Annotated in this window: 24 protein-coding genes and 1 pseudogene; 13 read left to right on the plus strand and 12 right to left on the minus strand. The window is 68.7% G+C overall.

The features are described from left to right. Positions 1-123: 123 nt before the first annotated feature. The 6 genes from ACIRB1_RS44350 to ACIRB1_RS44375 form a co-directional block, all read right to left on the minus strand. Positions 124-960 (minus strand): hypothetical protein, encoded by an 837-nt coding sequence (locus tag ACIRB1_RS44350; RefSeq protein ID WP_403469670.1) that lies wholly within the window; start codon positions 958-960, stop codon positions 124-126. Positions 961-1651: 691 nt separating this feature from the next. Then, a complete protein-coding gene (locus ACIRB1_RS44355; protein WP_403469671.1) occupies positions 1652-2662 on the minus strand; it encodes an alpha/beta fold hydrolase in 1011 nt (336 codons plus the stop codon). Between the two features lie 332 nt (positions 2663-2994). Next, a complete protein-coding gene (locus ACIRB1_RS44360; RefSeq protein ID WP_403469727.1) occupies positions 2995-3645 on the minus strand; it encodes a response regulator in 651 nt (216 codons plus the stop codon). A gap of 312 nt (positions 3646-3957) precedes the next feature. After that, positions 3958-5136, minus strand: a complete 1179-nt coding sequence (locus tag ACIRB1_RS44365) for a low temperature requirement protein A (protein WP_403469672.1) — start codon at positions 5134-5136, stop codon at positions 3958-3960. A gap of 61 nt (positions 5137-5197) precedes the next feature. Then, positions 5198-6049 (minus strand): alpha/beta fold hydrolase, encoded by an 852-nt coding sequence (locus ACIRB1_RS44370; protein WP_403469673.1) that lies wholly within the window; start codon positions 6047-6049, stop codon positions 5198-5200. Positions 6050-6082: 33 nt separating this feature from the next. Continuing rightward, a complete protein-coding gene (locus ACIRB1_RS44375) occupies positions 6083-6901 on the minus strand; it encodes an oxidoreductase (protein ID WP_403469674.1) in 819 nt (272 codons plus the stop codon). 164 nt (positions 6902-7065) lie between these two features. Here ACIRB1_RS44375 and ACIRB1_RS44380 point away from each other — a divergent pair, with 164 nt between their 5' ends. Continuing rightward, positions 7066-7644: a TetR/AcrR family transcriptional regulator gene (locus ACIRB1_RS44380; RefSeq protein WP_403469675.1), complete on the plus strand. Its 579-nt coding sequence runs from the start codon at positions 7066-7068 to the stop codon at positions 7642-7644. A gap of 118 nt (positions 7645-7762) precedes the next feature. On the opposite strand, the gene ACIRB1_RS44385 is transcribed toward ACIRB1_RS44380, so the two are convergent. The 4 genes from ACIRB1_RS44385 to dacB all read right to left on the minus strand — a co-directional run bounded on the left by ACIRB1_RS44385 (position 7763) and on the right by dacB (position 11836). Beyond that, positions 7763-8962: a hypothetical protein gene (locus ACIRB1_RS44385; RefSeq protein WP_403469676.1), complete on the minus strand. Its 1200-nt coding sequence runs from the start codon at positions 8960-8962 to the stop codon at positions 7763-7765. Positions 8963-8977: 15 nt separating this feature from the next. Continuing rightward, complete coding sequence (locus ACIRB1_RS44390) at positions 8978-9637, minus strand: hypothetical protein (RefSeq protein WP_403469677.1); 660 nt, start codon at positions 9635-9637, stop codon at positions 8978-8980. Beyond that, positions 9634-10173 carry a SigE family RNA polymerase sigma factor gene (locus ACIRB1_RS44395; RefSeq protein WP_403469678.1) on the minus strand — a complete coding sequence of 180 codons (540 nt, stop codon included), beginning with the start codon at positions 10171-10173 and terminating at the stop codon, positions 9634-9636. The genes ACIRB1_RS44390 and ACIRB1_RS44395 overlap by 4 nt, the downstream gene beginning before the upstream one ends. Positions 10174-10258: 85 nt before the next feature. After that, entirely contained in the window at positions 10259-11836 is a 1578-nt protein-coding gene (dacB, locus tag ACIRB1_RS44400) for a D-alanyl-D-alanine carboxypeptidase/D-alanyl-D-alanine-endopeptidase (protein ID WP_403469728.1), read from the minus strand. A gap of 568 nt (positions 11837-12404) precedes the next feature. On the opposite strand from dacB, the gene ACIRB1_RS44405 reads away from it, so the two are divergent. The 12 genes and pseudogenes from ACIRB1_RS44405 to ACIRB1_RS44460 all read left to right on the plus strand — a co-directional run bounded on the left by ACIRB1_RS44405 (position 12405) and on the right by ACIRB1_RS44460 (position 22107). Next, the gene (locus ACIRB1_RS44405; protein WP_403469729.1) at positions 12405-12662 is read left to right on the plus strand and encodes a hypothetical protein; all 258 of its coding nucleotides are present in this window, start codon (positions 12405-12407) and stop codon (positions 12660-12662) included. Then, positions 12659-13039 (plus strand): hypothetical protein, encoded by a 381-nt coding sequence (locus tag ACIRB1_RS44410; RefSeq protein ID WP_403469679.1) that lies wholly within the window; start codon positions 12659-12661, stop codon positions 13037-13039. The genes ACIRB1_RS44405 and ACIRB1_RS44410 overlap by 4 nt, the downstream gene beginning before the upstream one ends. Before the next feature lie 11 nt (positions 13040-13050). After that, positions 13051-13173: pseudogene (locus ACIRB1_RS44415) on the plus strand (transposase); the annotation flags it as partial. Between the two features lie 528 nt (positions 13174-13701). Then, on the plus strand, positions 13702-14235 hold the full coding sequence (locus ACIRB1_RS44420; RefSeq protein ID WP_403469730.1) for a helix-turn-helix domain-containing protein: 534 nt from the start codon (positions 13702-13704) through the stop codon (positions 14233-14235). Between the two features lie 106 nt (positions 14236-14341). After that, positions 14342-14761: a cobalamin B12-binding domain-containing protein gene (locus ACIRB1_RS44425; protein ID WP_403469680.1), complete on the plus strand. Its 420-nt coding sequence runs from the start codon at positions 14342-14344 to the stop codon at positions 14759-14761. Between the two features lies 1 nt (position 14762). Continuing rightward, positions 14763-16100, plus strand: a complete 1338-nt coding sequence (locus tag ACIRB1_RS44430) for a methylaspartate mutase (RefSeq protein ID WP_403469681.1) — start codon at positions 14763-14765, stop codon at positions 16098-16100. 5 nt (positions 16101-16105) lie between these two features. Continuing rightward, complete coding sequence (locus tag ACIRB1_RS44435) at positions 16106-17050, plus strand: transporter substrate-binding domain-containing protein (RefSeq protein ID WP_403469682.1); 945 nt, start codon at positions 16106-16108, stop codon at positions 17048-17050. 235 nt (positions 17051-17285) lie between these two features. Further along, positions 17286-18254 carry a DMT family transporter gene (locus tag ACIRB1_RS44440; protein WP_403469683.1) on the plus strand — a complete coding sequence of 323 codons (969 nt, stop codon included), beginning with the start codon at positions 17286-17288 and terminating at the stop codon, positions 18252-18254. Between the two features lie 15 nt (positions 18255-18269). Beyond that, positions 18270-19313 carry an aspartate-semialdehyde dehydrogenase gene (locus tag ACIRB1_RS44445; RefSeq protein ID WP_403469684.1) on the plus strand — a complete coding sequence of 348 codons (1044 nt, stop codon included), beginning with the start codon at positions 18270-18272 and terminating at the stop codon, positions 19311-19313. After that, entirely contained in the window at positions 19310-20395 is a 1086-nt protein-coding gene (locus tag ACIRB1_RS44450; protein ID WP_403469685.1) for an aspartate kinase, read from the plus strand. The genes ACIRB1_RS44445 and ACIRB1_RS44450 overlap by 4 nt, the downstream gene beginning before the upstream one ends. Before the next feature lie 26 nt (positions 20396-20421). Next, positions 20422-21462 (plus strand): TauD/TfdA family dioxygenase, encoded by a 1041-nt coding sequence (locus ACIRB1_RS44455; RefSeq protein ID WP_403469686.1) that lies wholly within the window; start codon positions 20422-20424, stop codon positions 21460-21462. Between the two features lie 75 nt (positions 21463-21537). After that, the gene (locus tag ACIRB1_RS44460; RefSeq protein ID WP_403469687.1) at positions 21538-22107 is read left to right on the plus strand and encodes a nitroreductase; all 570 of its coding nucleotides are present in this window, start codon (positions 21538-21540) and stop codon (positions 22105-22107) included. A gap of 50 nt (positions 22108-22157) precedes the next feature. Here the strand turns inward: ACIRB1_RS44460 and ACIRB1_RS44465 are convergent, their stop codons facing one another. Together ACIRB1_RS44465 and ACIRB1_RS44470 are read right to left on the minus strand one after the other, a co-directional pair. Continuing rightward, positions 22158-23126, minus strand: a complete 969-nt coding sequence (locus ACIRB1_RS44465) for a LysR family transcriptional regulator (protein ID WP_403469688.1) — start codon at positions 23124-23126, stop codon at positions 22158-22160. Positions 23127-23561: 435 nt separating this feature from the next. Next, entirely contained in the window at positions 23562-24653 is a 1092-nt protein-coding gene (locus ACIRB1_RS44470) for a hypothetical protein (protein ID WP_403469689.1), read from the minus strand. Between the last annotated feature and the right edge of the window lie 29 nt (positions 24654-24682).

Below are 24682 nucleotides of genomic sequence, written 5' to 3' on the forward strand. Positions count from 1 at the left end.
GCGTGACCGAGACCGCGACGTTGGTTCATGTCCAGCTGCGGCAGCGTGGCGGGCTATCGGAGCGGGATGACAGTACGGTCGCGGTTCACTCCGAGCTTCTGCTGCCTATCCCGGCTCTGCGGTTCAGGCGCGGGGTGGGGTTCCCAGGAACTGGTGGAGGGAGGCCATCATGCTGGTGACGAATGTGTCGCGGGTCGGGTCGTCAAGGTGGTCCAGGGACAGGTAGGGGTTCAGGTCCTCCAGCTCGACCAGGAGCAGGTCACCCTTCTCGGTACGGCAGGCGTCCACACGCTGGATGCCGTGATCGAGGGTGTTCCAGTCAATGAAGCGACGCGCGAAGTCGAGGTCGGCCTCGGTGGGCCGGTAGGGCTCAAGGACCCAGCGCCGGTCGGGGTCGGGGGCGTGAAGGGCGTACTGGAAGGTGTCGTCCACGTAGTAGAAGGACACCTCGTAGCGGAAGTCGATGCGCGGCTGGACCAGGATGTCGCCGTAGGTGAGGCCGGCGAGCTGCTCCTGAGATACGAAGCTGAGGCCGATGGAGTCCGCCCCGGCTTTCGGCTTGACCACGTACTGGCCGGCCTCGGGCAGGCTGCCGAGGTCCTGGGGCCGGTCGATGGTGGGGATGACAGGGTATTCGGCTGCGGTCAGGGCCAGCAGGTATTGCTTACCGGCCATGTCGGCCCGGCCGGACAGCGGGTTGTAGACCCGGGTGCCGCGCGCTGCGGCCTGGTCGCGGAAGGCGTCGTACTCCTTCTGGTAGTGCAGCACGGGGCCGCTGTTGCGGACGACGACCGCGTCAAAGGCGTCCATCAGGGCCGCGGCGTCCAGCGGATGGCACAAAGCGACGTCGAAGTCGCTCCGTAGCCGCGACGACAGGAAGATGTCCTCGTCGCAGTAGCGCCGCCCTCGTGCCTCGTAGGCGAGATCGGTCACGAACAGAACGCTGGGGCGGTCGGGCACGGGTATCTCCTGGGTCGGTGGCCACCAACCTACCCAGACCGCCGGGCGGCGCCCGGCGCCCGGCGGTCCTGTCAACGGCCTATGGGCCAGACCCCCGAAAGAGTCTGCTGGAGGGCCCGCCCCATGAGGCGCGTTCCGGGGCATTCTCGACGCGGGCGGGACCACTCATGGTTCGGTGAGTCCTCTGTGTGGACCCAACTCGGCGGGATGGCAGAGGCGTTGCTGTTGTCGGCGACCAACGGCGGGTTTGGTCGTGGGCGGAGTTCAGTCGTGTGTTCCCGCGCCGATGACGAGGGTGGCGAGGGCGTCCGGGTCCTGGGCAGCCGGATTTTGGGCGGTGTCGGGCCGGTTGATGGGCGATGTACACCTGCCGCGTCCACTTGAGGTCCGCGTCCGAAGCGATAAGTCCCTCGCGCCTCGCCCGGGTGAGGAAACGCAGCCTGCGGGCGGGCGTTGATGTCCTCCCAGAGGGCGGCTGCTGTTTCGGTGAACAGGCATGCTCTTGAACCTCATGACGTTCGGGGTCACCCAGTGGAGCGCGACGAGGACGGGGGCGGCGTCGGACCGGGCCTCCTCGATGCGTCGATGCGTACCCCGCCGGGTTCCGTTCCGGCGGGGTAGGGCCACCGGTCGGCGGCCAACCGTGCCTGTCGCCGTGGGCGTTGGTGACCGTCTCGCGGCGGATGCGGTGTCAGCGGTCGAGGAAGGTGTTCACCTTGGTGCCGAACTTGACGGCGTACTGGTAGAGGAACCCGTGACCGGCGTCCGGGTAGATGTACAGCTGGGCATTGGGGAGGTACTTGGCCAGCAGGTGGGAGTTCTCGGCGGGCATCAGGATGTCGCTCTCGCCGTCAGCGACCAGGACCGGCTGGAAGAGGGACTTCAGGCGGACCATCTTGGCCTTGTCGGTGATGCCCCACTCGGACCACGCGGTGAGCTGGTGGTCGCGGGTGGCCAGGCTTGTCGGGGCGTCGGGGTCGGTGGTGCGCTGCCCGAGGCGCTGCAGGAACTCCGTTCCCGCGGCCTGGCTGGTGGGCGTGTTCTTGAAGAACAGGAAGAGGTAGTCCTCGGGGCCTGGGTTGTCCTTCAGGGTGTGCTGCAGGATGTTGGGGTCGCTTGCGCGCTGGTTCACTCCGCCCTGGGGGCCGGTGGCGGCCAGGACGACGCGGCGCACCTGCCAGGGGCGACGCAGCGCGACCTCCTGGGCGACCTCGCCACCGAGGGAGAAGCCGAACAGGTCGTAGCGGGGCAGCTTGAGAGCGTCGATGAAGTCGATGGCGTCCAGGGCCATCTGCTGGTTGGTGCTGGGGGTCGTGCCGGTGGAGCCCCCGACGCCGACGTTGTCCACGAGGATGACCTCGCGCTTGGCCGCGATGGTGTCGATGAGCTTGGGGTCCCAGCCGTCGATGTTGCCGCGGAAGTGCTGGAAGAACACCAGCGGCACGGTGCCGGCGCTGGGGTGGCCGAAGCGGCGGTACTGGTAGGTGACACCGTTGGCGGCCTTGATGCGCAGGTTGGGGGCGGTGCTGGCGGTCTCTGTCTTTGGTGTCTGGGTGACCGCCTGCCGCGTGGTGCTGGAGCTGCCGCTCACGGCATTGGCCACGCTCGGGGCCGTGGCGGCGACAGCCGCGACGACCGACATGCTGGCCAGCGCCATCGCGGTACGCCGGGAGATACGGGTACGTCGGTTGGTTGAGGACATTCGAATTCCTTGAGTCGGACCGGAGTTTTTCCCCGGCGCGTTGAACTTGCCGCGTGCTCCGCGTCCGCGTGTCTGTGGGGCGCGCGGATCGATGGAGCTGTTCCTGTCCCGGCGACCTCGTCAGGCCGGGCCGCCGCCGTATGGTCTGAAGGCCCCGATAGGTTCTGTGAGCGGTCACGGTGCAGACCGGAGGTCATGATCTGCGCGAGTGTGGGGGCTGGGAGCTACGGCGCCGGTAAGCCGGGGCGGCGAAGGAACTCCCGCATGATCGACATGCCCAGAAACTAAGGAACGGCTGTGTCGTCGGGCGTCATCCTGAGCGCCCGGCGGGGTCATCCGCCAGGGCGAACCAGTCCGCTTTCGTAGGCCAGGACGACAGCCTGGATCCGGTCGCGGATGTGCAGTTTGGCGAGGATGCGGGCCACGTGTGTCTTGACCGTGGTCTCGCCGAGGAACAACTTGTCGGCGATCTCCGCGTTGTTCAGCCCGCGGCCGACCAGACCCAGTACCTCCCGCTCGCGATCGGTCAGTACGTCGAGGCGTGCGTCGGCGACGGGAGTGACGGCGCCCGTGACATACCGGTCGATCAGCCGCCGCGTCACCGAAGGGGCAACCATCGTGTCGCCGCGCAGCACGCCACGCACGGCGACGAGCATCTCGGCGGCCGGGGCGTCCTTGACGAGGAAACCACTCGCTCCCGCACGGAGCGCGGCGTAGGCGTACTCATCGCGGTCGCAGGCGGTCAGGACGAGCACCCGCGTCTCGGGCAGTGCGGCGCGCAATTTTGCGGTGGCCGCGATGCCGTCCAGGCGCGGCAGCCGCGCCTCCATGAGGACGAGGCCCGGACGCAGCAGGAGTGCCTGGGCCACGGCCGTCTCGCCATCACCGGCCTCGCCGACGACCGTCAGGTCCGGCTGACCGTCCACCAGCGTGCGCAGTCCGGCCCGCATCAACTCCTGGGCGTCGCAGATCAGTACGCTCATTTCGGCTGTGATGTCCCCGCCCCCCGGCCGTGCGCCGGCCAGGCCGTGCCCGGGCGCCGCCTGGCCGGCGTCGCGGGCACCGGCGTGGACGGCGGCGCCGCGGCCAAACGGCTCAACAGCGAGCGCCCAGCCAAGGCCCCGGTCAGCTCCGGTGACGAGGACGGTACTGGCGGGCATGCCCATGAATCCTCCTGGTGACGGGGGTCAACGTGGTCAACGGGGTGCGGGGTAAATGAGAAGGGCACGCTGATCTCGCCGAAAGGCCTGCCGATGCTTTCCGCCGGCGGGCAGGCCGGCCACAGGCGCGGTAGGTCAGATGTTCCTGTCAGCGATCTGGGGGCCTGATGGGATCGGCTTCACAGGCGCGTCACCAGCCGGACGGCGTACTTCGAACACGGCCAGTGCGACGACGATCGCGGCGGCGATGATTGCCGCCAGGTAGGCCGGGGCCCTCAACGTGACCGTGCCCGCGATGACCAGAGCGAACAGCGCGAGCAGTCGTGACGAAAGCAGGTCGTCGAAGAGGGTTGCCCCGTGCCACACCTGAGGGACGAGGTAGAGGGCCGGCCCGCCGAAGAGCAGCAGGCTCGTGGTGATGCCGACGTGGTCCAGGGGGTGGACGATGACACGTTCATCGGCCACGGCGGCGGCGATCAGCCCGGCGACGGTGGCCATGAGGCTGATGACGGCGCTGCGCCCGGCCCGCATCGGGTCCTCGGTCCGCTGGAAATGGCGTACGACGCGCTGGGAACGACTGAAGTACAGCCAGAACAACGCAACGGTGCTGGCGAGCGCGGCACTGCCGGTCAGCAGGGTCATCGGCTTGTACGGTGCCGCGGTGAGCGCCGTGCCGGTGGTCATGACCGTCTCACCCAGCGCGATGATCACGAACAGGCGACCGCGTTCCAGCAGGTGTCCGCCGGCGAAGCTGACCTGCCGGGACTCCAGGCGGCGGCCGGGCAGGGCATGCGCTGTCCAGGTGCCCGTCAACTCGATCAGGATCGCAGCTGCCCACCATGCCAGCCGCGCGCCGCCGCCGACCGCCGCGCCGGTCAGCCACAGGGGAGCGGCCGCGACGAACCAGACCAGAACACGGACGAAATGCTCCTGGTTGACCGCATCGAGGCCGACGGTGAGCAGCCATACCGTCCGCCCGATGTGGATCAGCAGGAAGGTGGCGACGAAGAGCCACCCGGCGTCGCTGAAGGCTCGCGGGATCGCGGCGTTCATGAACAGGCCCACGAGCATGACCGCCAGCAGCATCCGCCGGGTCCGCGGGTCCTCGGCCGGCACGAGGGTGACCGCCCAGGTGGTGTAGGCCCACGCCGCGTAGACGGCGAGGTAGAGCACGAGGGTCTGGCCGGCGCCGGTCCACGTCGGGTGTGCGAGCAGCTGATGCGACAGCTGGCCGATCGCGAAGACGTAGACCAGGTCGAAGAACAGTTCCAGCGGCGTGACCTCCCGGCGCGCCGGTTCGCTGGTCGACTCCACGATGGGTCTCCTCGTTCGGGGAGGCGTTCCGACTCCCGTGTTGTGGGGCTTCGCTGAGTGGTCAGTCGGCGAGGAAGACCGTCACCTGGGCGGCGAAGTCCTTGGCGTGCTGGAAGAGGAAGGCGTGGCCGGCGTCGCTGTAGGCGACGAGGGTGGCGTCGGGCAGGTGCTGGACGGCGGTGTAGGCCGCCAGGGGGGTGATCATCGCGTCCTGCATACCGGTCGCGTACAGGACGGGCTGATGGATGCTTTCCAGGGTCGCTCGCACCTGCTCGAAGGGAATCGCCGCATCCTTTCCGATGGCGGTGATCTGGCCCAGGGCCGCCGCCTCGGACACACCGGGAACACCCGTGGCCAGCCGGGTGGCCACCCTGGCGAGGTGCTCATAGCCGGCGGCGCGGCCGGTGTCCGTCTGCGGGAAGAACAGCAACACCAGGTCGTCCCCAGTGACCTCGGGCTTGGTCATGGTGGCCCGTATCTTCGGGTCCGGGTCGGGCGCGCCGGGCACCGTGCCGCCGGGGTTGGCGGCCGCGACGACCAGCTTGCGGACCAGGTCGGGCCGGGTGCGGGTGATGTGCTGGGCGACGGTGCCGCCGAGCGTCCAGCCGAGCAGGTCGACCTGGGGCAGGCCGAGGGCCTCGATGAACTCGACGGTACCGTCGGCGAGTCCTTCGACGGAGTCGGCCGGGGTGCCGGTGGTGTAGCCGGTGCCGACGTTGTCGAACACGATCACGTCGCGCTCGAAGGCCAGGTGGTCCAGGAGCTCCGGGTCCCACCAGTCGAGGGTCCCCCGGACCCGGTTCAGCAGAACCAGCGGGATGCCGCCGCGCGGGCCGAGGCGCCGGTAGGTGAAGATCGCGGAGGGACCGTCCACGGAGAGGTCCTCGGCCGTATCTGCCAGATAGGTACTCATGACGAACTTCGCTTTCCGTGCGGGGACTGGGCGTCAGGCGGCGGGCAGCTGGTTGAGTTTGCGCAGCTGCTGGTCGAACATGCGGGCCGGGACGATGCGGCGCATGGTGCGGACGCGTCCCGTCATGGCGCCGGCGGTGTAGCGCACCTTCGGCTTGGCGTCGGTCGCCGCGGCGACGATCTCCTTGGCGACGACGGCGGGGTCGTCGCCGTCCTTGACCGCGCCGGCCATGTACTCCTCGAAGACGTGGCGCTGCTTGGCGTAGACATCCAGGGGGTGGTCGGGGCGGACGCTGGCCGCGTCGAACGCGGTGTTGGTCCAGGCGGGTTCGACGAGCAGGACCCGCACGCCGTGCTCGCGGACCTCGTGGTCGACGGACTCCGAGTAACCCTCGACGGCGTGCTTGGAGGCCGCGTAGACCGCCATGTAGGGCTGCGGCATGAACCCGACGATGGACGAGATGTTGATGACGCGCCCGCTGCGCTGGGCGCGCATGTACGGCAGGACGGCGTTGGTCATCCGGATGACGCCGAAGACGTTGATGTCGAACAGGCCCTGCGCCTGCACGGCGGAGCTCTCCTCGGCCGCGCCCGCCGAGCCGATGCCGGCGTTGTTGACCAGGACGTCGATCCGCCCGAACCGGTCGATCACCTCGCCGACCGCAGCGGCCACCGACGCGTCGCTGGTCACGTCGAGGTCGAGGAAGGTCACGCCCTTGAGCGGTGTGACATGCGCGGTGTTGCGGCTGGTGCCGACCACCTCGTAGCCAGCCGCTGCCAGGGCGAGGGCGGCCGCCTTTCCGATGCCGGAGGACGCGCCCGTCACGAGGGCTGTCGGTCGTGTTGTCGTCATCGTGGACTCCTGGTTCCGGGACCGGGAAGCCCCCGATCAGTTGCATCAATGTATCAGTTAACTCTATAGAAGCAACAACAGAGAATCCATTAATGGAAGACCCGTAGCGTTCACGTATCCTCTACGTAGGGTCAAGACGTAAGCCGACGACACAGGAGACAGACATGGGCCGAGCACTGCGGGCAGATGCCGAGCGCAGTGTGCGCGCGATTCTGGAGGCGGCCGAGCGGGTCCTCGCCCAGGACCAGGGGGCTTCGATGGAGCAGATCGCCGAGGCCGCGGGACTGACCAGGATCACGGTGCACCGGCGGTTCGCGAACAGGCAGGCACTCCTGGAAGCCCTCGCCGTATCCGCGAAGCAGCAGCTCATCGACGCCATCGAAGAGGCTCGCCCCGACGCCGCCCCCGCCCTCGTCGCCCTGTATCGGGTGACCGCGAACGTGCTGCGGGTCAAGAGCACCTGGCGCTTCACCCTCAGCCACGCCACGGCTCACACCGAAGCCGCCGCCGCCCTCTGGAGCGAGATCAACGCCCACACCGTCGAACTCCTGACCCGTGCTCAACGTGAGGGACTGCTCGCCCCGGACGCGGATCTGGAATGGACTCGGCAGGTGTACTACGCCCTGCTGAGTGAGGCCATTAACCGGCCCGGCGCGGACTGTGACCCCGCCGCGCAGGACCCGGACACGCTGTCGACACTCGTCATCGACACACTCCTGCATGGCGCAGGACCACACGACTGAACTCCGGCTGCTCGACCGAGCGACCTCGATGCCTCCAACCAACGCGGGCAGCGTGCCTCTATGCCGACAGCGGGTAGCCCCAGCCCGACCCGACTCAGTGACAAAGTCCCTGCCCGCCTCACGGGCTGATCGGATCGTGGCGGTATCGCTCGGGATGAGCCGCGCGCAGATACTTCATGGCGGTGACCGGTGCGATGCCGAAGAGCCGTATCAGGTGGATGGCATCGCTGGTGTGTTTGGCCTCGTCGAGGATGCGGTCGACCCGCAGACGGGTGACCTGCAGGCCCTGGTGGCACAGCGTCTTCGTGATGGCGTTCGGGCAGACCCGGGGATGGGCGTCGTCGACGGCGGTGCGGGCGGTCACCAGGAGGTAGGGGTTGGTGCTGGTCGGCCACCACCGGTACCGCTCGGCCAGCCACGCGCTGGCCAGCCGGGAGGTGAACTCGTCGAGATAGACGGTGTGGTCGATTTTTCCGCGACGGCGGACTCGGAGACGTCCACAGCTGCGATTCAAATCCTCGATCAGCAGGCCGCGTTGGTCTTCCACGCTCAGGGCGTGTACGGCGGCGAGGGCGAAGCTGAGTCGGCTGCGTACGCCGGTGATCCTCTCCAGAACGCCGTGGAGGCGGTCATCCGGCAACGCTGCGGGCAGCGGCCGGGCGGTGGTCAGCGAGACCCGGCGGGCCAGGTCCCGGAAGATCAGCTTCTCCCGTTTGAGAGCGCGGAACAGGGAACGCAGAGCGGTGGCGAGGGTCTTGGCCGCTTCTCCTTGCACCGGATCGAGGGCCTGTTCGATGTGGTCACGTGTGACGGCCCGCAGGGTGTCGACGCCGACGTCGTGCCAGGAACGCAGGCGGGGCGAGGTGATCCGGACGTAGGCGTAGACCGTTGCTGGAGCCAGTGGCCAGCTGGGCCGTGAGGCTCGGCCGGACAGGACATCGATCCATCGGTGAACCGAAGCCCGGAACGGGCTAGGCACCGCGTCGGCGATGCGACGAGCCCGGGCCATGGCCGCGTCCGCCCGCTGGTCGGGGATGAACTGCCCGACCAGACGAAGATAGTTGATCAGGCGGGCGCCACTGAGGTTGCCCCGGCGAGCGAGCAGCCGCACGTCCTCCTCAAGCAGTGGTGCCTCGGCGCCCAGATGGGCGACCAGGATCCGCAGGGTGCGGAGGCTCGGGCCCAGATCGTGCTTCGTCCAACCACGGCTGCGGACATGAGCGTCGAAGGCGTCCAGTAGTTGTTGGGCCGGTGCGGTCAGTGCCGGAAGCTGACTGTCGGCCCGGCCGTTGGGATCCGAACGGCCGGGCCACACCACTGCCTCTCAGCCCGCTCAGTTGTAGTGGTGCTCAGGCGGCGGCGTGGTCGTGCACGTCAGGGGTCCGTCCGCCGGGACGATCCGCTCCACCGAGCCGGGGTTCATATGGACCGAGGCCAACTGCGCGGCGTTGAGGTAGCCGATGAACAGCTGCTTCCCGGCTGGCATCGCGGCCGGAAAGAAGGTGAACGTCACTCTGCCGTCTTCGTCCTTCTCGCCCTTCATCACGTTCGTGACCCCGGGCCCGGACCCGCTGGGACTCAGCTTTCCGTCGTCGTGCGGCCCCTTGCAGAACACACCCTCCTTGATCAGGACCGGGAACCCGGCCTTGCGCAGCGCCTTCTCCAGACCCGTGTGGTCGCTGAAGTACGCGGCCTTGTCCCAGGTGGCGACGAGGGTGCCGTCCTTCTTTGTGTCGACGGTGTACGCGGCCGTCTGGACGTGCACCGACCCCGCGCCGTTGCTGTCGCCGGCCGACGGTGGAGCCGTCGAAGGGTGACTCAGCGCGGGCACCCCGATCGCGAGGGCCGCGGCGGCCGCGACCCCGGCTGTGCCGACGAGGCGGCGCCGATTGCGACGGGCACGGCCGGCTGCCTCGATCCGCTCCACCGCCGTGGTCATGGTGATGTCGTCGAAGGAATCCCTCAGCGCGTTGAGCACCTCGTGCTCGCTCATGGTCCGACCTCCTGGTCATTGGCGGTGCCGTCATCGACGGTGACGAGTTGGCTGCGCAACGTCGATACGGCTCGCGACAAATGGGCGGTGACGGTGCCCTCCGCGATCCCCAGCACCTTGGCCGTGGCCCTGGTGTCCAGGTCGAGGAAGACCCGTAGCGCGATCACTTCCCGCTGTCGCTGCGGCAGTTGACGCAGCACGGCGAGCAGACCGGGGTCCAGGCCGGGCTTGCCTTCCCGCGGATCGGGTACATCGGGCGTGCCGTCCTCCAGCCCGACTTCCTTCCGTTTCCGCCTCCACCAAGACACCCGGGTGTTCAGCGCCGTGCGCACGATCCATGCGCGCGGCGCCGGGTGCCGGCTGACCTTCGGCCAGGACACCCAGGCCCGGGTGAACGCCTCGGCGACCAGATCCTCGGCGAGTTGCCGATCGCCCACACTCGCCAGGACCGCCCGCAGGCAGACGTCCTGGCTGGCTTGGTAGAACTCCTTGAACTCCAACTGCTTCACACCCCCTATACGCCGCAGCGTCCCCACACACTTACCTCCCCCCTGTGAGTGATTGGCTGGGGGCCGTCCGGCCCCGCCAGGCGGTGGTTCCGGCGGGGTGTTAGGCGGGGTGTTAGTGGTGTGGCGGGGTCTGCTGTTGGAGGAGGGCGGTGATCTGGTTGACGTCGTTGAAGATGCTGAGGAAGGTCTGGAGGTCTGGGCTGCTGGCGCCGTTGACACCGATGAAGAAGGTCAGCAGGCGGCCGTCGTCGGTCTGCAGGTAGCCGGCTTCGTTCTGGGCTGCGACCGTGAGCTGCTGATTCAGCTGGTCGTCACCCAGAATGGTGCCGGGTTTGGCGAAGACCTTGCCCTTGGCGGGGCAGTTGGTTGTGCAGGAGATCCCGTTCGAGCCGTCGACGCCGAGGATGGGGAGCAGCGTGCGGAAGGCTTTGGCGTCGGGGGTGTGCAGCCAGTAGGTGAGGAGCTCGACGAGGCCGTTGGGGGTGACCCGTTCGGGCGGTGTGCCACCGCGTCCGTCGGAGAGCTGGAACTGGGTCGGATCGATGTGCGCGGTGTTGGTGAGGAAGTCGTGCTCGATCGGGAACGCGTCGAAGCAGTTCTTGCTGCCGCGTGCGACGGCCATGTTGCACAGGGCCAGGTTGGCGCCGAGGTTGTGGCTGACCTTGAGGATCAGCTTGGCGTACTGGCTGTACGGCGGGGAGACGTACGCGGCGACGCGGGGGTCGTGGCGGTAGGAGGCGGGCAGCTGCTGGTGCGGGTTGGGGCCGGTGGGCGGCGCGGTGACGGTGACGCCGGCGCGGGCGAGGGCCTCGATCAGCGCGGTGCGGCCGAAGGCGTTGGGGTCCTGGATGCCGGAGATCTTCAGCAGTGGCTGCGAGCCGGCGGCGATGGTGCCGGAGAGGCGGATGCGGGTGCCGTCGGGCGAGGCGGTCACCTTGACGGAGGTCGTCCCGCCCGGGGAGACCGTCCGGACGCTGGAGGTGACGTGGTACGGCGCGACCTGCGGGCGCCAGAACAGGGTGGCCTTCTGCCCGGGCTTGGTCGGGGTGGTCAGCAGGTCGATCAGGTTGTCGTTGAGGATCAGCGGGGTGGGCTGCGGGTCCAGCGCCGGGAGCCTGAACAGGCGGGGGTCGATGATGACGTTGCCGTCGACCCTGGTGATGCCAGCGTCGCGGATCTGCCGGGCGATCTCGTTGATGCCGGCGAGCGGGTTCTCGGGGGTGAGGGTGGCGCCGGGAATCGCGGCCTCGGTGTGGTCGATGTCCGTGTAGTCCACCGAGCCGTCGGGCTTGGTGCGCCCGCCCATGGTCAGGTCGCCCTGGGCGACCAGAGCCAGGTTCCCGTGCAGCGTCGACCCGGTGCGGGTTCCGGTCGCCATGACGGGGGTGGTGAAGCGGTGGTCCGGGCCGAGGGTGCGCCAGGCGGTCGAGAGGGTGACCAGCTTGACCGTCGAGCCGGGGACGAAGAACTGGTCCGCGAACCGGGAGTGGATCACCCGGCCGCTCGCCGGGTCCGTCTCCAGCACGCCCCACTGCGCGTGCTCGTAGCCGGGCTTGTGCATGATCGCCTCGATGGCGGGCCCGAGGTCGTCGCCGTGCGCCGCCGCCGGGGGGCTGGCGGCGGCCGCCCCGGCCAAAACCGCGAGTGTCGCACCGGCAGCGGCCCAGGTCCGCAGCCGGCCACAGATCATTGCTCTCACGCGTTCCGCCGTTTCTGGAGTCGAAGAAGCCAGGTCGAAGAAGCCCGCATGCCGCGGGCCCGCATCGCACGGGCCCGGCGTGCCAGGGCGCTCCTGGCGGCAGCGTATGAATACGGACCGCGCACCTTCCGCTGCACGGGGCCGTGCTGACAGCGTGTGGGAGGAACTTCATCCGGTCGGTCGATCGCCGTTGGGTGTAGATCTTGCGGGGTGCCTCGGGGGGTGATGCGTGGGGGTTCGGGAGGTGCCGGTGTGGGGCGGTCTCTGCCGTCGGCGGGGTGAGCAGGCCGTGGGTGCGGGCATCGGGTGGGGTGGTGTGGTGCCGTCGTTGATGGCCGTGCTGGATGCCGGAGAGAGTGAAGGCCCGGCCGGGGTCGCGGAGTTGCGCAGGCAGATCGCGGAGCTTTCCGAAGCGGTGTCCCCGGCGGAAGCCGGACTGTCCCGGCTGCAGATCACGCGGGAGACGGTGAGGCAGGTGCTGGACGACGGAGGGTGCACTCTGGGGTGCGGGTACGGGTGCGTACCCGTATGCTGTGGGATGGCTGAAGGAGGCATCATCGTGCCCGACGCGAACATTCGTATCCCTGCCGAGGCGCGGGACCGGCTGGCCGAGATCGCGGCCGCCGAGGGACTGTCCCTGCGTGCCTACCTCGCGCGCATGGCTGACACTCTGCTCACCCCTGCCGAGCGGGCCGAACGCGCCGAACGGACGCGGGCGGTGCTGCGGGAGTGGAATGGCTACGACCCCAGCCCCGGCGAGCAGGACGCGCTGGATGCGGAACTGGACCGTCGGCTGGCGCAGGCGGATGCCGCGTGAGCAACCCCGTCCACATCGTCCTGGATGGTACGGCGATGGTGGCTGCCGGTCGCGGCAACATCCTTGCTTCCCGGCTCATCCACCGCTCCCACGCGGAGCCGGGCTGGTTCCTGTACGCCACCGCCTGCGCGCTCGTCGAGGCCGACCGCGCCCGGTCGGGCACGGCCGAACACATTGCCGCGCTGGACGGCATCACCTTCCTCGACCTCGACCTGCCCGCCGCCTTGGCCCTGACCCAGGAGACCACCTGGGGCGCCGCCCACACCCTGCACGCGGCGCAGCCCAGTCCGGACCGCCCCGATGGCGCCCTCATCGCCACCACCACACCGGAAACCTGGAAAAGCCACCCCGTGCGCACCCTCGACCTCAACCCCTGACTCAAGGGCCTGTCTACGCCCGCGTCACCGACCGCAGGCGCGACCACCTGCACAAACTCACCACTCGTCTCGTTCGTGAAAACCAAACGATCGTGATCGAGGACCTCGCCGTTCGGAACATGGTGACGAACGGCCGCCATGGCGCCGGATAGCCGCTGAACGCCTCCTTGTTCTGCGTGCTCGACATCGCCGCGCGACCGCACCGCTCCATGCCGCTCGGCCCGTTCGTAGGCGTAGCCCTGATTGAGGACCCGGGCCGCCATGATCGAGTCGTACGGATAGTCCCGTACGAGGAGCGAGACCTGCTTCTCCCACAGAGCGGCAGCTACGACTTCCCGGGCGGAACGGACCGTGCCGGCCATCGAGTTGAGGGCCAGAGAGGGGGCGATTGCTGTAGGCATGATGCCTCCGGTTGAGGGTGTCCCGCGACGCGGGGCGCTGCCTTCAGCACACTGCTCCGAACCTGCTGGATGTGATCAGTTCCCTTATCGCGCAAGGGTTTTGCACGGTGTGCAAGCAGCCTCGACGGCTCCGCGCCATGTTCGTACCGTGGAAGCCCCCGGTTGTGCGGCGTGGGAGGGGCCTGTGCCCGTTGACCCGCTCTGGAACAGCACGAGAGCTCGCCAGTTGGCCGCGCAACGGCGCCTTGGCGCGCTGTCCGCCTGGGCCGCGAACACCGGGCCTGGACCCTCGCAGCCCTCGGTGACCGCCTCGGCTGTTCACCGGCCACGGTCTCCCGGCTGGAGCGAAGCAACAGGGTCGTCGACCGGACCCTCGTCCACCGCGCCGCGCTGGAGGTCGGCGTACCGCGACACGTCCTGGTGAGTTCGGATGATGTCGTGGCGCCACGTCGAGCCGTTCGCAGCGCCGTCCCACAGTACGGCGAGCTCAGAGCTGCCTCCTTGTTCAACGCTTCGGTGATCCGGCCGCGCGTACTGACGGCCGGCTGCGACCCGTCCACCCCGTTCGTCCTGTCGTCGGCCAATGCCACCCCGGCCGACTGGACAGCGAGCGCCAAGCGCAGTGTCAGCGGCGTGTCTGCCCGCCCCGGGCTCACCTGGGGTGCGGGCTGTCCTCGTCTGCCCTCCCGGCGACTTCCGCTCCTCCTGGGGAGGCCAAGTCCCGCCCGTTGTCCGCGTCTTATCAACAATGTTGATATGGGTATCAAATTTGCTTCGCAGTGGATCGTGGACTGATCGTCTCCGAAAGTCGTACTTTCGGCGTGTCAGTTTCATCGACCTGCGGATGGGAGCAATGCGTCAGATATATCCGGCACCCTCCCGGCGTTTCATCGTCACGAGCGTGTCCTCAGACGCCCACATGTGGAATCTCGTCTTCCTTCAGTTGCTGCTGGAGGAGCGAGGTGGAGAGGTGATCAACCTTGGGGCGTGCGTCCCGGACGATGTGATCATCGCCGAGTGCCGCAGAAACCGTCCCGACGCCCTGGTGGTGAGCACGGTCAACGGTCATGGGCACCTTGACGGGCTCCGCCTCATCAGACAGATCCGGTCCGACCCTGAACTGGCCGACCTTCGTGTCGTCATCGGCGGAAAGCTCGGTATCCGAGGATCCGGAAACGCCCGGTACAGCGCCGAACTCGTGGCAGCGGGCTTCGACGCCGCATTCGAGGCGGACGCGGGACTCGCCGAATTCGACTCCTTTATCGGCTCTTTGCAAGAAGGGCCCAGCCGTGAACTCGCAATGACGGGAAAGGGAGCTTGAGATGAACAGCGCTGTCTCCGAGGGTGCTGCCCTGCGGCCCGCTCCTCCGGCGCAGTCTCCGGTCGTCCCGGCACACGGTCGGTTCTCCCGCTTCGTCCGGCACCACCACGAGCAGGGGAGGCTGGTGGTGCAGCCGCGCATGGGGTTCGCCGGCACGCAGACCATGCGGCGGGGGCTGCAAGCGGTACGAGGGGTGCGCGGAGCGTCTGTCGGCACGGTCACCGTCGACAGCTATACAAGGGTCAACGATCACGACTCCGCCCGGCGCGCTCTGGAGCGGGGTGACGACCTGAACGGGTACCCGGTGGTGGCCCACGGCGTGCAGGAGACGCGCCGCCTGTTGCGGGGCGTGGCGGATGACGACTTCCCCGTCCAGTTCCGCCACGGCTCCGCCCTGCCCCGGGAGTTGTTCACCACCCTGGCAGCCTGCGGCGCGGACGCCACCGAGGGCGGTCCGGTGTCGTACTGCCTTCCCTACAGTCGCGTGCCGCTGCCGGAGGCCACCGCGGCCTGGGCGGAGTGCTGCCGCATCCTGGCGGACCGGCCGCAGCCGGTGCACCTGGAGAGCTTCGGCGGCTGCATGCTGGGCCAATTGTGCCCACCCAGCCTGCTGATCGCCCTGAGCATCCTGGAGGGCATGTTCTTCCGCGAGCACGGCCTGCGCAGCATCTCCGTCAGCTACGCGCAGCAGACCAGCCCCGAGCAGGACCTCGAAGCACTCGCCGCGTTGCGCCGCCTGGCCGCGCAGTGGCTGGGGGACGTCGACTGGCACGTGGTGCTGTACACGTACATGGGCGTGTACCCCAGGACCCGGCTGGGCGCCTACCGGATGCTGGAGGACAGCGTGCGCCTGGCGGTGCGCAGCGGGACCGAACGGCTCATCGTGAAGACCGCCGTGGAGTCGCAGCGGATTCCGACCATCGAGGAGAACGTGGACGCCCTGGAGTTCGCCGGCGCCGTGGCGGAGGACGAACGGCGCTTCGGGCCGGGGGTGGACGCGGGGCCGCGGACCGGTGTCTACGAGGAGGCGCTGGAGCTGATCACGTCGACACTGCGCTTTGGCAACGATGTCGGATCCGCTCTGGTGGACGCCTTCGCCCGCGGCCGACTGGACGTGCCGTTCTGCCTGCACCAGGACAACGCCAACCGCTCGCGCGCGGCCATCGACCCCGCGGGCGCCCTGCGCTGGTCGGAGCCGGGCGCGATGCCTGTGGCCGCCTCGGAAGGACACGGGCGCACTGCGGTGACCGCGCGTTCTCTCATCGACATGCTGAGCTACAACGAGCGCCGGTTCGACCGCGAGGAGCTGGTCGGCGCGGCGGTGAGGGGGATGCTGTGACGATCATGACGAGTCGGACCACTGCGACTCTGGACGCGGTGCGTGCGCACGGCCGGGTGCGGGCGGCGGTCAGCCAGGGCATCCGCGGTTTGTCCCTGCGGGACGAACACGGCGCCTGGAGCGGGCTCGACGTCGATGTCGCCCGCGCGGTGGCCGCGGCGGTGCTCGGCGACGCGGGCGCGGTGCAGTGGATGCCGACGGACCCTGCCGAGCGGTTGGCACGGCTGGCCTCGGGCACGGCCGACGTGGTCACCGCCAATCTGTCCTGGACCCTGGGCCGCGAAGCCTCCCATGGCGTCCTGTTCGCAGGTGTCACCTGCTACGACGGGGAGGGTTTCCTGGTCCGGGCGGCGGAGGGCGTGTCGCGTCCTGAGCAGCTGGCCGGACGGCGCGTGGCCATCCAGGCGGGAACGACCAGCGCGGACAACCTGGCGGCGTGGTTCGGCGCGCGCGGGCTGCGGGTGGAGCCCGTCGCCCATGCCACCCCCGCCGAGGCTCTGGCCGCCTACGCGGACGGCAGTTGTGCGGCCTATGTCCTGGACCGCATAGCGCTGGCCGGCGCCCGGGCCGGCCTTCCTCGCCCGGCGGACCATGTCGTGCTGGAGGCGGCCATCTCCCGGGAGCCGATGGCCCTGGCGGTCCGGGACGACGACCCCGCCTGGTTCCGGGTGTGCCGATGGGTCCTGTACTTGCTCATCGGGGCGGAACACGCAGTCCGCGAGAGTGGTTCACGGCAGGCGGCCCTGGACGGCGCCGCCGCCCAGGCGGGCGAGCACGGGCCCGCGCTCGGCCTGGACCGGGACTGGGCCCGGCGGGTCCTGGACGCCGTCGGCACCTACGGCGACGTCTACGAGCGCAACCTGGGCCCGGCCTCCGGCCTGGACGTCAGCCGCGGCCTCAACGCCCTGTGGAACGACGGGGGTCTGCACTATCCACTGCCCCTGCACTGACCTTCCGCCGGCCCGTGTGATCCATCGACAGCATTGATGGGGGCATCGATTTCGTTCCCCGGCGGACCGTGGACCGGAACTCACCGGAAGTCGTAGCTTTTCAGCACGTCAGGTTGTCCCGGCGAGTGATGCGGACCCTCACCCGCCCCGCCGGCTGGCACCGCGCCACCCACAGCGGACTTTCCGCCCCCGCACGAGGGGGAGACGGCACTCCCCCCGGAATCAGGAGTATGACATGAGCACATCAGTCACGTCGCGTGACACGTCGCGTCAGGAGACGCGCGGCGCCATGGAGCTGACAGCGGCCATGCTGCTGTCCGGCACCATCGGCGTGTTCGTCATCGAGTCCGGCGCCTCACCGTTCAACGTGGTCTTCTACCGGTGCGTGTTCGGCAGCGCCTTCCTCGGCCTGTACTGCCTGCTCCGCGGCTTCTTCAAGAACCACGGATTCACCCCCAGGAAGCTCGGCCTGGCCGCCCTCGGTGGCGTGTTCATCGTGTTCAACTGGGCGTTCCTCTTCGAGTCCTACGACAAGACGTCCATCTCCGTGGCGACCGTCGTCTACCACACACAGCCGTTCTTCGTGGTCCTGCTCGGAGCCGTCCTGTTCAAGGACCGCATCACGGCACACAAGGCCGGCTGGCTGCTGGTCGCCTTCCTCGGTCTCGTCCTCGTCGCCGGCATCTCCTCCTCCGACCTCTCCGGCGACACCGCCTACCTGACCGGTCTCGGATACGCCCTGCTGGCCGCCCTCTTCTACGGGCTGTCGACGATCATCACCAAGCGCGTGACCGGGGTGAAGCCCCACCTCGTCGCCCTGGTCCAGGTGCTGCTGGGCATCCCCCTGCTGCTGCCCTTCACCCAGCTGGGCCAGAGCGCGCACCTCGGCTCCGGCTGGGCCTGGCTCGTCGGCCTCGGGTTCATCCACACGGGCGTCATGTACGTCCTGATGTACTCCTCGTACCAGAAGCTGCCCACCTCGAAGATCGCCGTCCTGGCCTTCGTGTACCCGGCAGCCGCCATGGTCTGCGACTGGGCCGTCTACGGGCACCACGTCACCTGGCTGCAGGCCCTGGGCATCCCCCTCATCGTCGCGGCCTCCCTCGGTATCAACCTCGGCTGGCGCCCCCGCCTGCGCCGCACCCCGGAAACCGAACCCGTCACCCAGCCCCTCTCCGCGCCCCGCCGGCGCACCACCGTCTGAAAGGAAACCCCCGGCATGCCCCGCGTCACCGACCCGACCGCACCGCGCATCGCCCTGGTGGGCGCGACCGGAGTGGTCGGCACCACCCTCCTGCAGCTCGTCGAGGAGCGCGGCTTCCGCTACCGCGACCTGCACCTGGTGGCCTCCGCCCGCTCGGCCGGGCGGGAGCTGACCGTCGAAGGTCACACCTACCGGGTGCAGGACCTGGACGGCTTCGACTTCTCCGGCGTCGACGTCGCCTTCTTCTCGGCCGGCGCCCGCGTGAGCACCACGTTCGTGCCCAAGGCCGTCGAGCAGGGCGCCCTGGTCATCGACAACACCAGTGCCTTCCGGATGGACCCCGACACTCCGCTCGTCGTCCCCCAGGTCAACGCCCACGAACTCGAGACACGCCCGGCGAGCGGAATCATCGCCAACCCGAACTGCTCCACCATCCCGCTGGTCCGGCTCCTCAAGCCCGTGCAGGAGCGCTGGGGCATACGCCAGGCCGTGGTCAGCACCTACCAGGCCGCGTCCGGCGCGGGCTACTCCGGCATCGAGGAACTGCACGCCGGCGCCCGCACCGTCCTCGACGACCCCGACAGCGCGGGGGTGACCGGGACGTTCACCCCGTCCCTCGCCTTCGACGTCATCCCCAGCATCGACCGGCTCCTGGAGGACGGCTTCACCTTCGAGGAGCAGAAGATGCTCCAGGAGTCCCGCAAGATCCTTCACCTTCCCCACCTCGACGTCACCACCACCTGTGTCCGGGTCCCCGTGGTCAACAGCCACTCCGAGGCCGCCTGGATCGAGTGCCACAACCCGGTCGACCGTGCCGAGCTGGTCCGGCTGCTCGCACAGCAGGACGAGGTCACCGTGCACGACCTGCCGGCTCCTGGGGCGTTCCCCACCCCGCGTACGGCGGGCGACCCCAACCAGGTCCACGTCGGCCGCATCCGTGTCTCCCCGCACAACCCCCGCGGTTTCTGGCTGTGGATCGTCGCCGACAACGTGCGCATCGGCGCCGCTCTCAACGCGCTGCAGATCGCCGAAGCACTCCAGCGGCGAGGTGTCCTGTGACCGCGCCGGCCGTTCTGAAATTCGGGGGCTCCACCTTCCCCGGCGTGGATGCCTATGCCGAACTCGCCGCGGCCCTGGGACGCAGGGCGGCGCAAGACCGGCGTCCGATGGCCGTCGTCGTCAGCGCGATGCCCGGCGAGACCGAGAAGCTGCGGGCTCGGCTGCACGAGGCCAACCCCCAGCCGGAGGAGGCCAGCGTCGCCGGACTCCTCACCCTCGCCGACACGGTCAGCGCCCACCTGCTGGCCTCAGCGCTCCACCGCATCGGCGTCACCGCCACCGTGCTGGCCGGCCACCAGCAAGGTCTGGTCACCGACAGCACATTCATGTGGGCCAAGGTGGAGAGCCTGGACGCCGCCCCGCTCCGACGGGCCCTGGAGGACCACCAGGTCGTCATCGTGCCCGGAGGCCAGGCGGCCGACCGGTACGGCAGGCCCACCTGGCTGGGCAAGAACAGCTCCGACCTCTCGGCCGTCCTGGTCGCCGCCGCCGTCGGCGCGCACGAGTGCGAGGTCCACTCGGACGTCGACGGCATCTACAGCGCGGACCCCCATGCGATCAGCGGTGCCCGCCTCCTGCGCGAGGTGACCTACGACACCGCCTCCCTGATGTCGCTGTACGGAGCGAAGGTCCTCCACCGCCGATCGGTGCGCACCGCCAGGCAACACGGCATCAAACTGGTATGCCGCCACAACCGGGCTCCCTTCACCGCCGGTACGGTCATCAGCGGCGACGGCGCCCCGGCCAGCGGCATCGTCCTCAACACACGGTCGCAGGTCCTCGGTTATGACACCGAGGCCCAGGCCGACCTGGCGCACAGCGTCTTCCACACCGAAGGTGTCGACACCGTCCGGCTGGAGGACGGACCGCACCTCGTGGTCGTCGGCGGCTACCTGGACATCAACCGCTTCCAGCGCCTGCACGACCTGCCCGAGGCCCGCGTGCTGGGCATCCCCGTCACAGAGATCACCGGCACCCGGGCCACCACCCACATCGCTGCCGACGCCGAACACGCCCGGCAGCTCGCGCAGAAGCTCCACGACGCACTGCCCACCCCCGTCTCCGAGACCCGACCCCGGTAAACCCTCCGTAGGAAGGAGCAGCCACCATGACGGCGACCACGATCCAGACCACGATTCAGACCACGATGCGCACGCCACAGACCCTTGGCCTCATCGAAGTGCCCGACGCCGTCCGGGATGCCATCGGACGCGACCTGGCCGCCGAGCCGGATCCCACCCTGGACATCGACCGCGCCATGGCGCGCTACCACCAGATCTTCGCCGGGCTGCCGCTCGAACTCCTCCAGCGCATCCTCGACTTCGGCCGCCACAACGACGCCCCCGGCGTCGGCTACGTCCGCAACCTGCCGGTCGACGCCGAGCTGCCCGCCACTCCCGGCGACGGGGGCCCGGCCCCCGACAAGAAGACCTTCGTCGCTGAGGGTGTCCTGCTCGGTCTGTCCGGTCTGCTGGGCGAGCCGGTCGGCTTCCTCACCGAGAAGAACGGCCAGCTCATCCACGACGTCATCCCGGTCCCCGGGGGCGCGATGACCCAGACCAACCAGGGCTCAACCGTCTTCCTCAACTTCCACAACGACATCGTCCACGACGCCATCGGCCGCTACGACGTCAGCAACCCCGACTTCCTCGTCCTCAGCTGCCTGCGAGCCGACCACGAGGGCATCGCCGCCACGCACTACGCCGACGCCCGGGACATCGTCCGCGCCCTCGACAGCCGCACCCTGGAACTGCTGCGCAGCCCGCTGTTCCGGCTCAACGCCCCCGGGAGCTACGTGCGTGACGTCGCCGGCGGGCGGGAGGTCCTCTCCGACCCGGTCGCCATGATCAACGGTCCGGAGGAATACCCGGAGATCTCCTCCTCCGCCAACGGAGTGCGCGCCATGACCACGGCAGCGGAGGCAGCCCTCGACCGGCTCCAGGCCGCCTGCCGCGAGACGGCCCACGAGGTCCACCTGCGCCCCGGGGAGGCCCTCCTGATCAACAACCGCAAGGGCCTGCACGCCCGCACCCCGTTCACCGCACGCTACGACGGCAACGACCGCTGGCTGCAGCGGACCTACGTCCGCCGCAGCCAGTGGACCATCCGCTACCGCCAGACCGCGGACAACCGCCGCGTTCACCACTGATCCCCCGAGTGGGGGCGGGGCATCCCGGTGCCCCGCCCCCACTCGGCGTGCGCGCCGACCACGTGGAGAAACCCCATGGACGTCATGACGGCCGTACTGACGCGCCGTAGTGAACACCTACTCGTCGAACCGGCTCCCAGCGACCAGGAGTTCACCTACCTGCTGCGGGCAGCCGCCACAGCCCCCGACCACGGCAGGCTCCGCCCGTGGCGCTGGATCCTGGTGCGCGGCGAAGGACGCGCCGCGCTCGGCCGATGCTTCGCCGAGGACTGCCCGGCGCCCGATCACCGACGCGATCAGGCGCAGGCCGCGCCCCGGCGCGCGCCGCTCCTCGCCACCCTCGTGTTCGCACCGGTTGCCGATCAACGGATCCCGGAGTGGGAGCAACTGGCCGCCGCCAGCGCCATGACCAGTTCTCTGACGCTGCTGCTGCACGCCCGTGGCTTCGGGAGCATCTGGCGCACCGGCAGATTCACCGAATCGGCGGGGGCCAGGCGCCTTCTGGGCCTGCAACCTGACGAGCGCCTGCTGGGCTGGCTGTACATCGGCACACCCGCGCAACTCCAGCCCCGCAGGCGTCGGATACCCGACGACGTCACCGACCGCGTCACCGTCCTCACCGACCAACTGGTGGGCGCCTCATAGCCTTTGGCCAGACCGGACGCAGCGCCGCGAGCGACCGCCGCCGAGGGCGATCAGCCGGGCTGGGCCGGCGGCGGTTCCTCGCGCATGAGCCGCACGGCGTTATCAATGAAAAGCTTCAGTTCGCGCGTCAGCCGCCGCCCCCTGCGCCACGCCAGCTGCGTGTGCACGGTGAAGGGAACCTCCCACGGCAGGGCCACCATCTCGCCCTTCTCCAGCTCCGTGGCCACGGTGACGGCCGGCAGCAAGGCGATGCCCAGCCCGGACACGACGCCCCGCTTGATCGCCTCTATGGTCCCGAACTCGAGGAACGACGTCGATTCCGTGTCCTGCAACTCACGCTCGAACAGGTCGCGATACGCGCATCCGGCCTCGGTCACCAGGACGGACGCTTCCCGCAGATCGTCGAGCGAGACCTTCTCGCGCCGCGCCAGGGGGTGCCCGTCGGCCGCGACGAGCACCAACGGCTCCTCGGCCAGCACCACCGTCTCCAGGCCCTGATGCCGCGTCTGCTCCTCTATCAGGAAGCCGATGTCGAACGTGCCCTGACGCAGCGCGTGACAGGTCTCCGCGCACAGCGTCGGCCTCAACGACAGCTGCACCTTCGGATAGCGGTGGTGAAAGAACTCCAGCAACGGCGGCATGCGATACGAGGTGACGCTCTCCATCGTGCCGATCACCAAAGACCCCGACAGGCCGTCCCCGCCGGCGACATCCGCACGCGCGGCCTCGGCGAGCGCCAGGATCTGGTCGGCGTACTCGAGTAACTTCTCGCCGGCAGGCGTCAGACGGATCCTGCCGCCGAAGCGGTGGAAGAGCTCCACCCCCAGTGAGGACTCCAGCGCACGGATCTGTGTAGTCACGCTCGACTGAGCGTAGTTGAGCTCCTTCGCGGCTCTGGTGAAACTCAGCAGCGTCGCAACCTTGTGGAACGTTGCCAGGTGACGGATTTCCACCATTTCTCCCAGACATGAACGTTCGGACGGGCTGAACATGCCTCCGGCAAGGGCGCCCAGCGGCACGATCAAAAAATAGCGACAAAACTACAGGCCGATATTCCCGAGTACCGCAGAGATAAGTGATGTTCGTCACCGATGATCGCCGGGGCGGGCCGGGCGGGTGTTCGTGCTGCGGCTCCAGTGCCGCGCAACCCCGCGAACGGACGGCGGTGGCGCGGGTGCAGGACCTCGCGAGCCGCACCGTAGGAGGAGTCCAGGGCGCCACCCCTGGTCGCGCCGGCTACTCCCCGCACCGCGTAAGCAACGCCTGGAGCTTCCCGACGGCGCAGAGGTTGTGAGCCTCGCAGCCCGACCCCTGGTAGGCGCGTCACCCTCTGAGGCTGTCAGGGAGGACGTGGCGGCGTTCGCGACGGATCTTTTCGACCTCGTGTTCTCCGTGACCCTCTACACCCGAAGCGATGACGTTGCCGAAGGCCGACCACACTCGATGAAAGGTCGTCACCGTCTCTGGACGACCTGCGGAAGTAATGCGATGACCGCGGGCACCAGCAGGTACCCGGTGATCGCGGTGATGGCCTTGCGCGTTCCGACAGGCAGCACCGACACGGACCACACCTGGGCTATCGCTGCGTCACGGTCTTTCGGAGACATGTCAGTCGTGGACAGCGAAGCGACGTACTCCTTCTTGACGTCCAGGGCCGAGTGGTAGCCGATAGAGGAGGGGTAGATGATCACGAGGGCGTCCACCATCATCACCGCCACCACTGCGAAGAGCGTCCACGGTGCGGCGGACAGCCATATCACGAACAAGACCAGCAGCCCGGCCAGATGAGCGAGGGCGGAACCGTAGCTCCACAGCATGAACTGCCTGAGGGTGCGGAGTCCTTGGAACCCGTCACTGTCGTAGGCCATGTTCGGTGTCACCCCGAAGCCGAGTTCAGAGGACCGCTTCAGGTAGATGGTGAAGACAACGCCCATCGCCAGCTGCTTCGCCAGGAAGTAGAAGGCGTACGCGCCCGCTACGCACAGCGCCATCGCCAGCTCTGGGTGGGTGTACCGGTTGGCCCACCAGCCGTCGTACACCTCGGACCGCCACACCGCGTCCGGGAGCGTCGTCGAATTCCAGCCCTCCAGGAGACCGTGGTCGTTGACGAAGATGTACAGCAGGCCGGTACCGACCGCCACGGTAATCATGATGGCTGCCGAAACATCCCTGCGCCCGAGCACCGCGAACGCCCTGTTGGTTCTGGCAGTCAGCCGATTGAGCTGTTTCATCCGGCGTACTGAAAGCTGAGAGGCACCTCCGTTGCGCTCATTCATCGGTACGAAGTCGGAGATCGCCCGCACCTGCTGGCAGTAGAACATCGGCGTGACGAAGATGACGGCCAGGATGATCAGGCCGGCAGGATCCTGAAGCAGCGACAGGCTGACCGCGCTCGGCTCGGCGTTCACGGAGAAGAGGTAGCTGAGGGCTGGCCGTGCGCTGTCGGCAGTTGGCGACACCAGCACTCCTCCGGCATCCGCCAGACCCAGCAGCGCCACCGAGGAAGACAGGCTGATCAACAGAAACCTGGTCTTGGGGGCTTTCAACTGTTGCGTAATTCGTCAGTGAATCTCAG

Source organism: Streptomyces sp. NPDC096013, assembly GCF_044763565.1.
GTDB lineage: Bacteria > Actinomycetota > Actinomycetes > Streptomycetales > Streptomycetaceae > Streptomyces.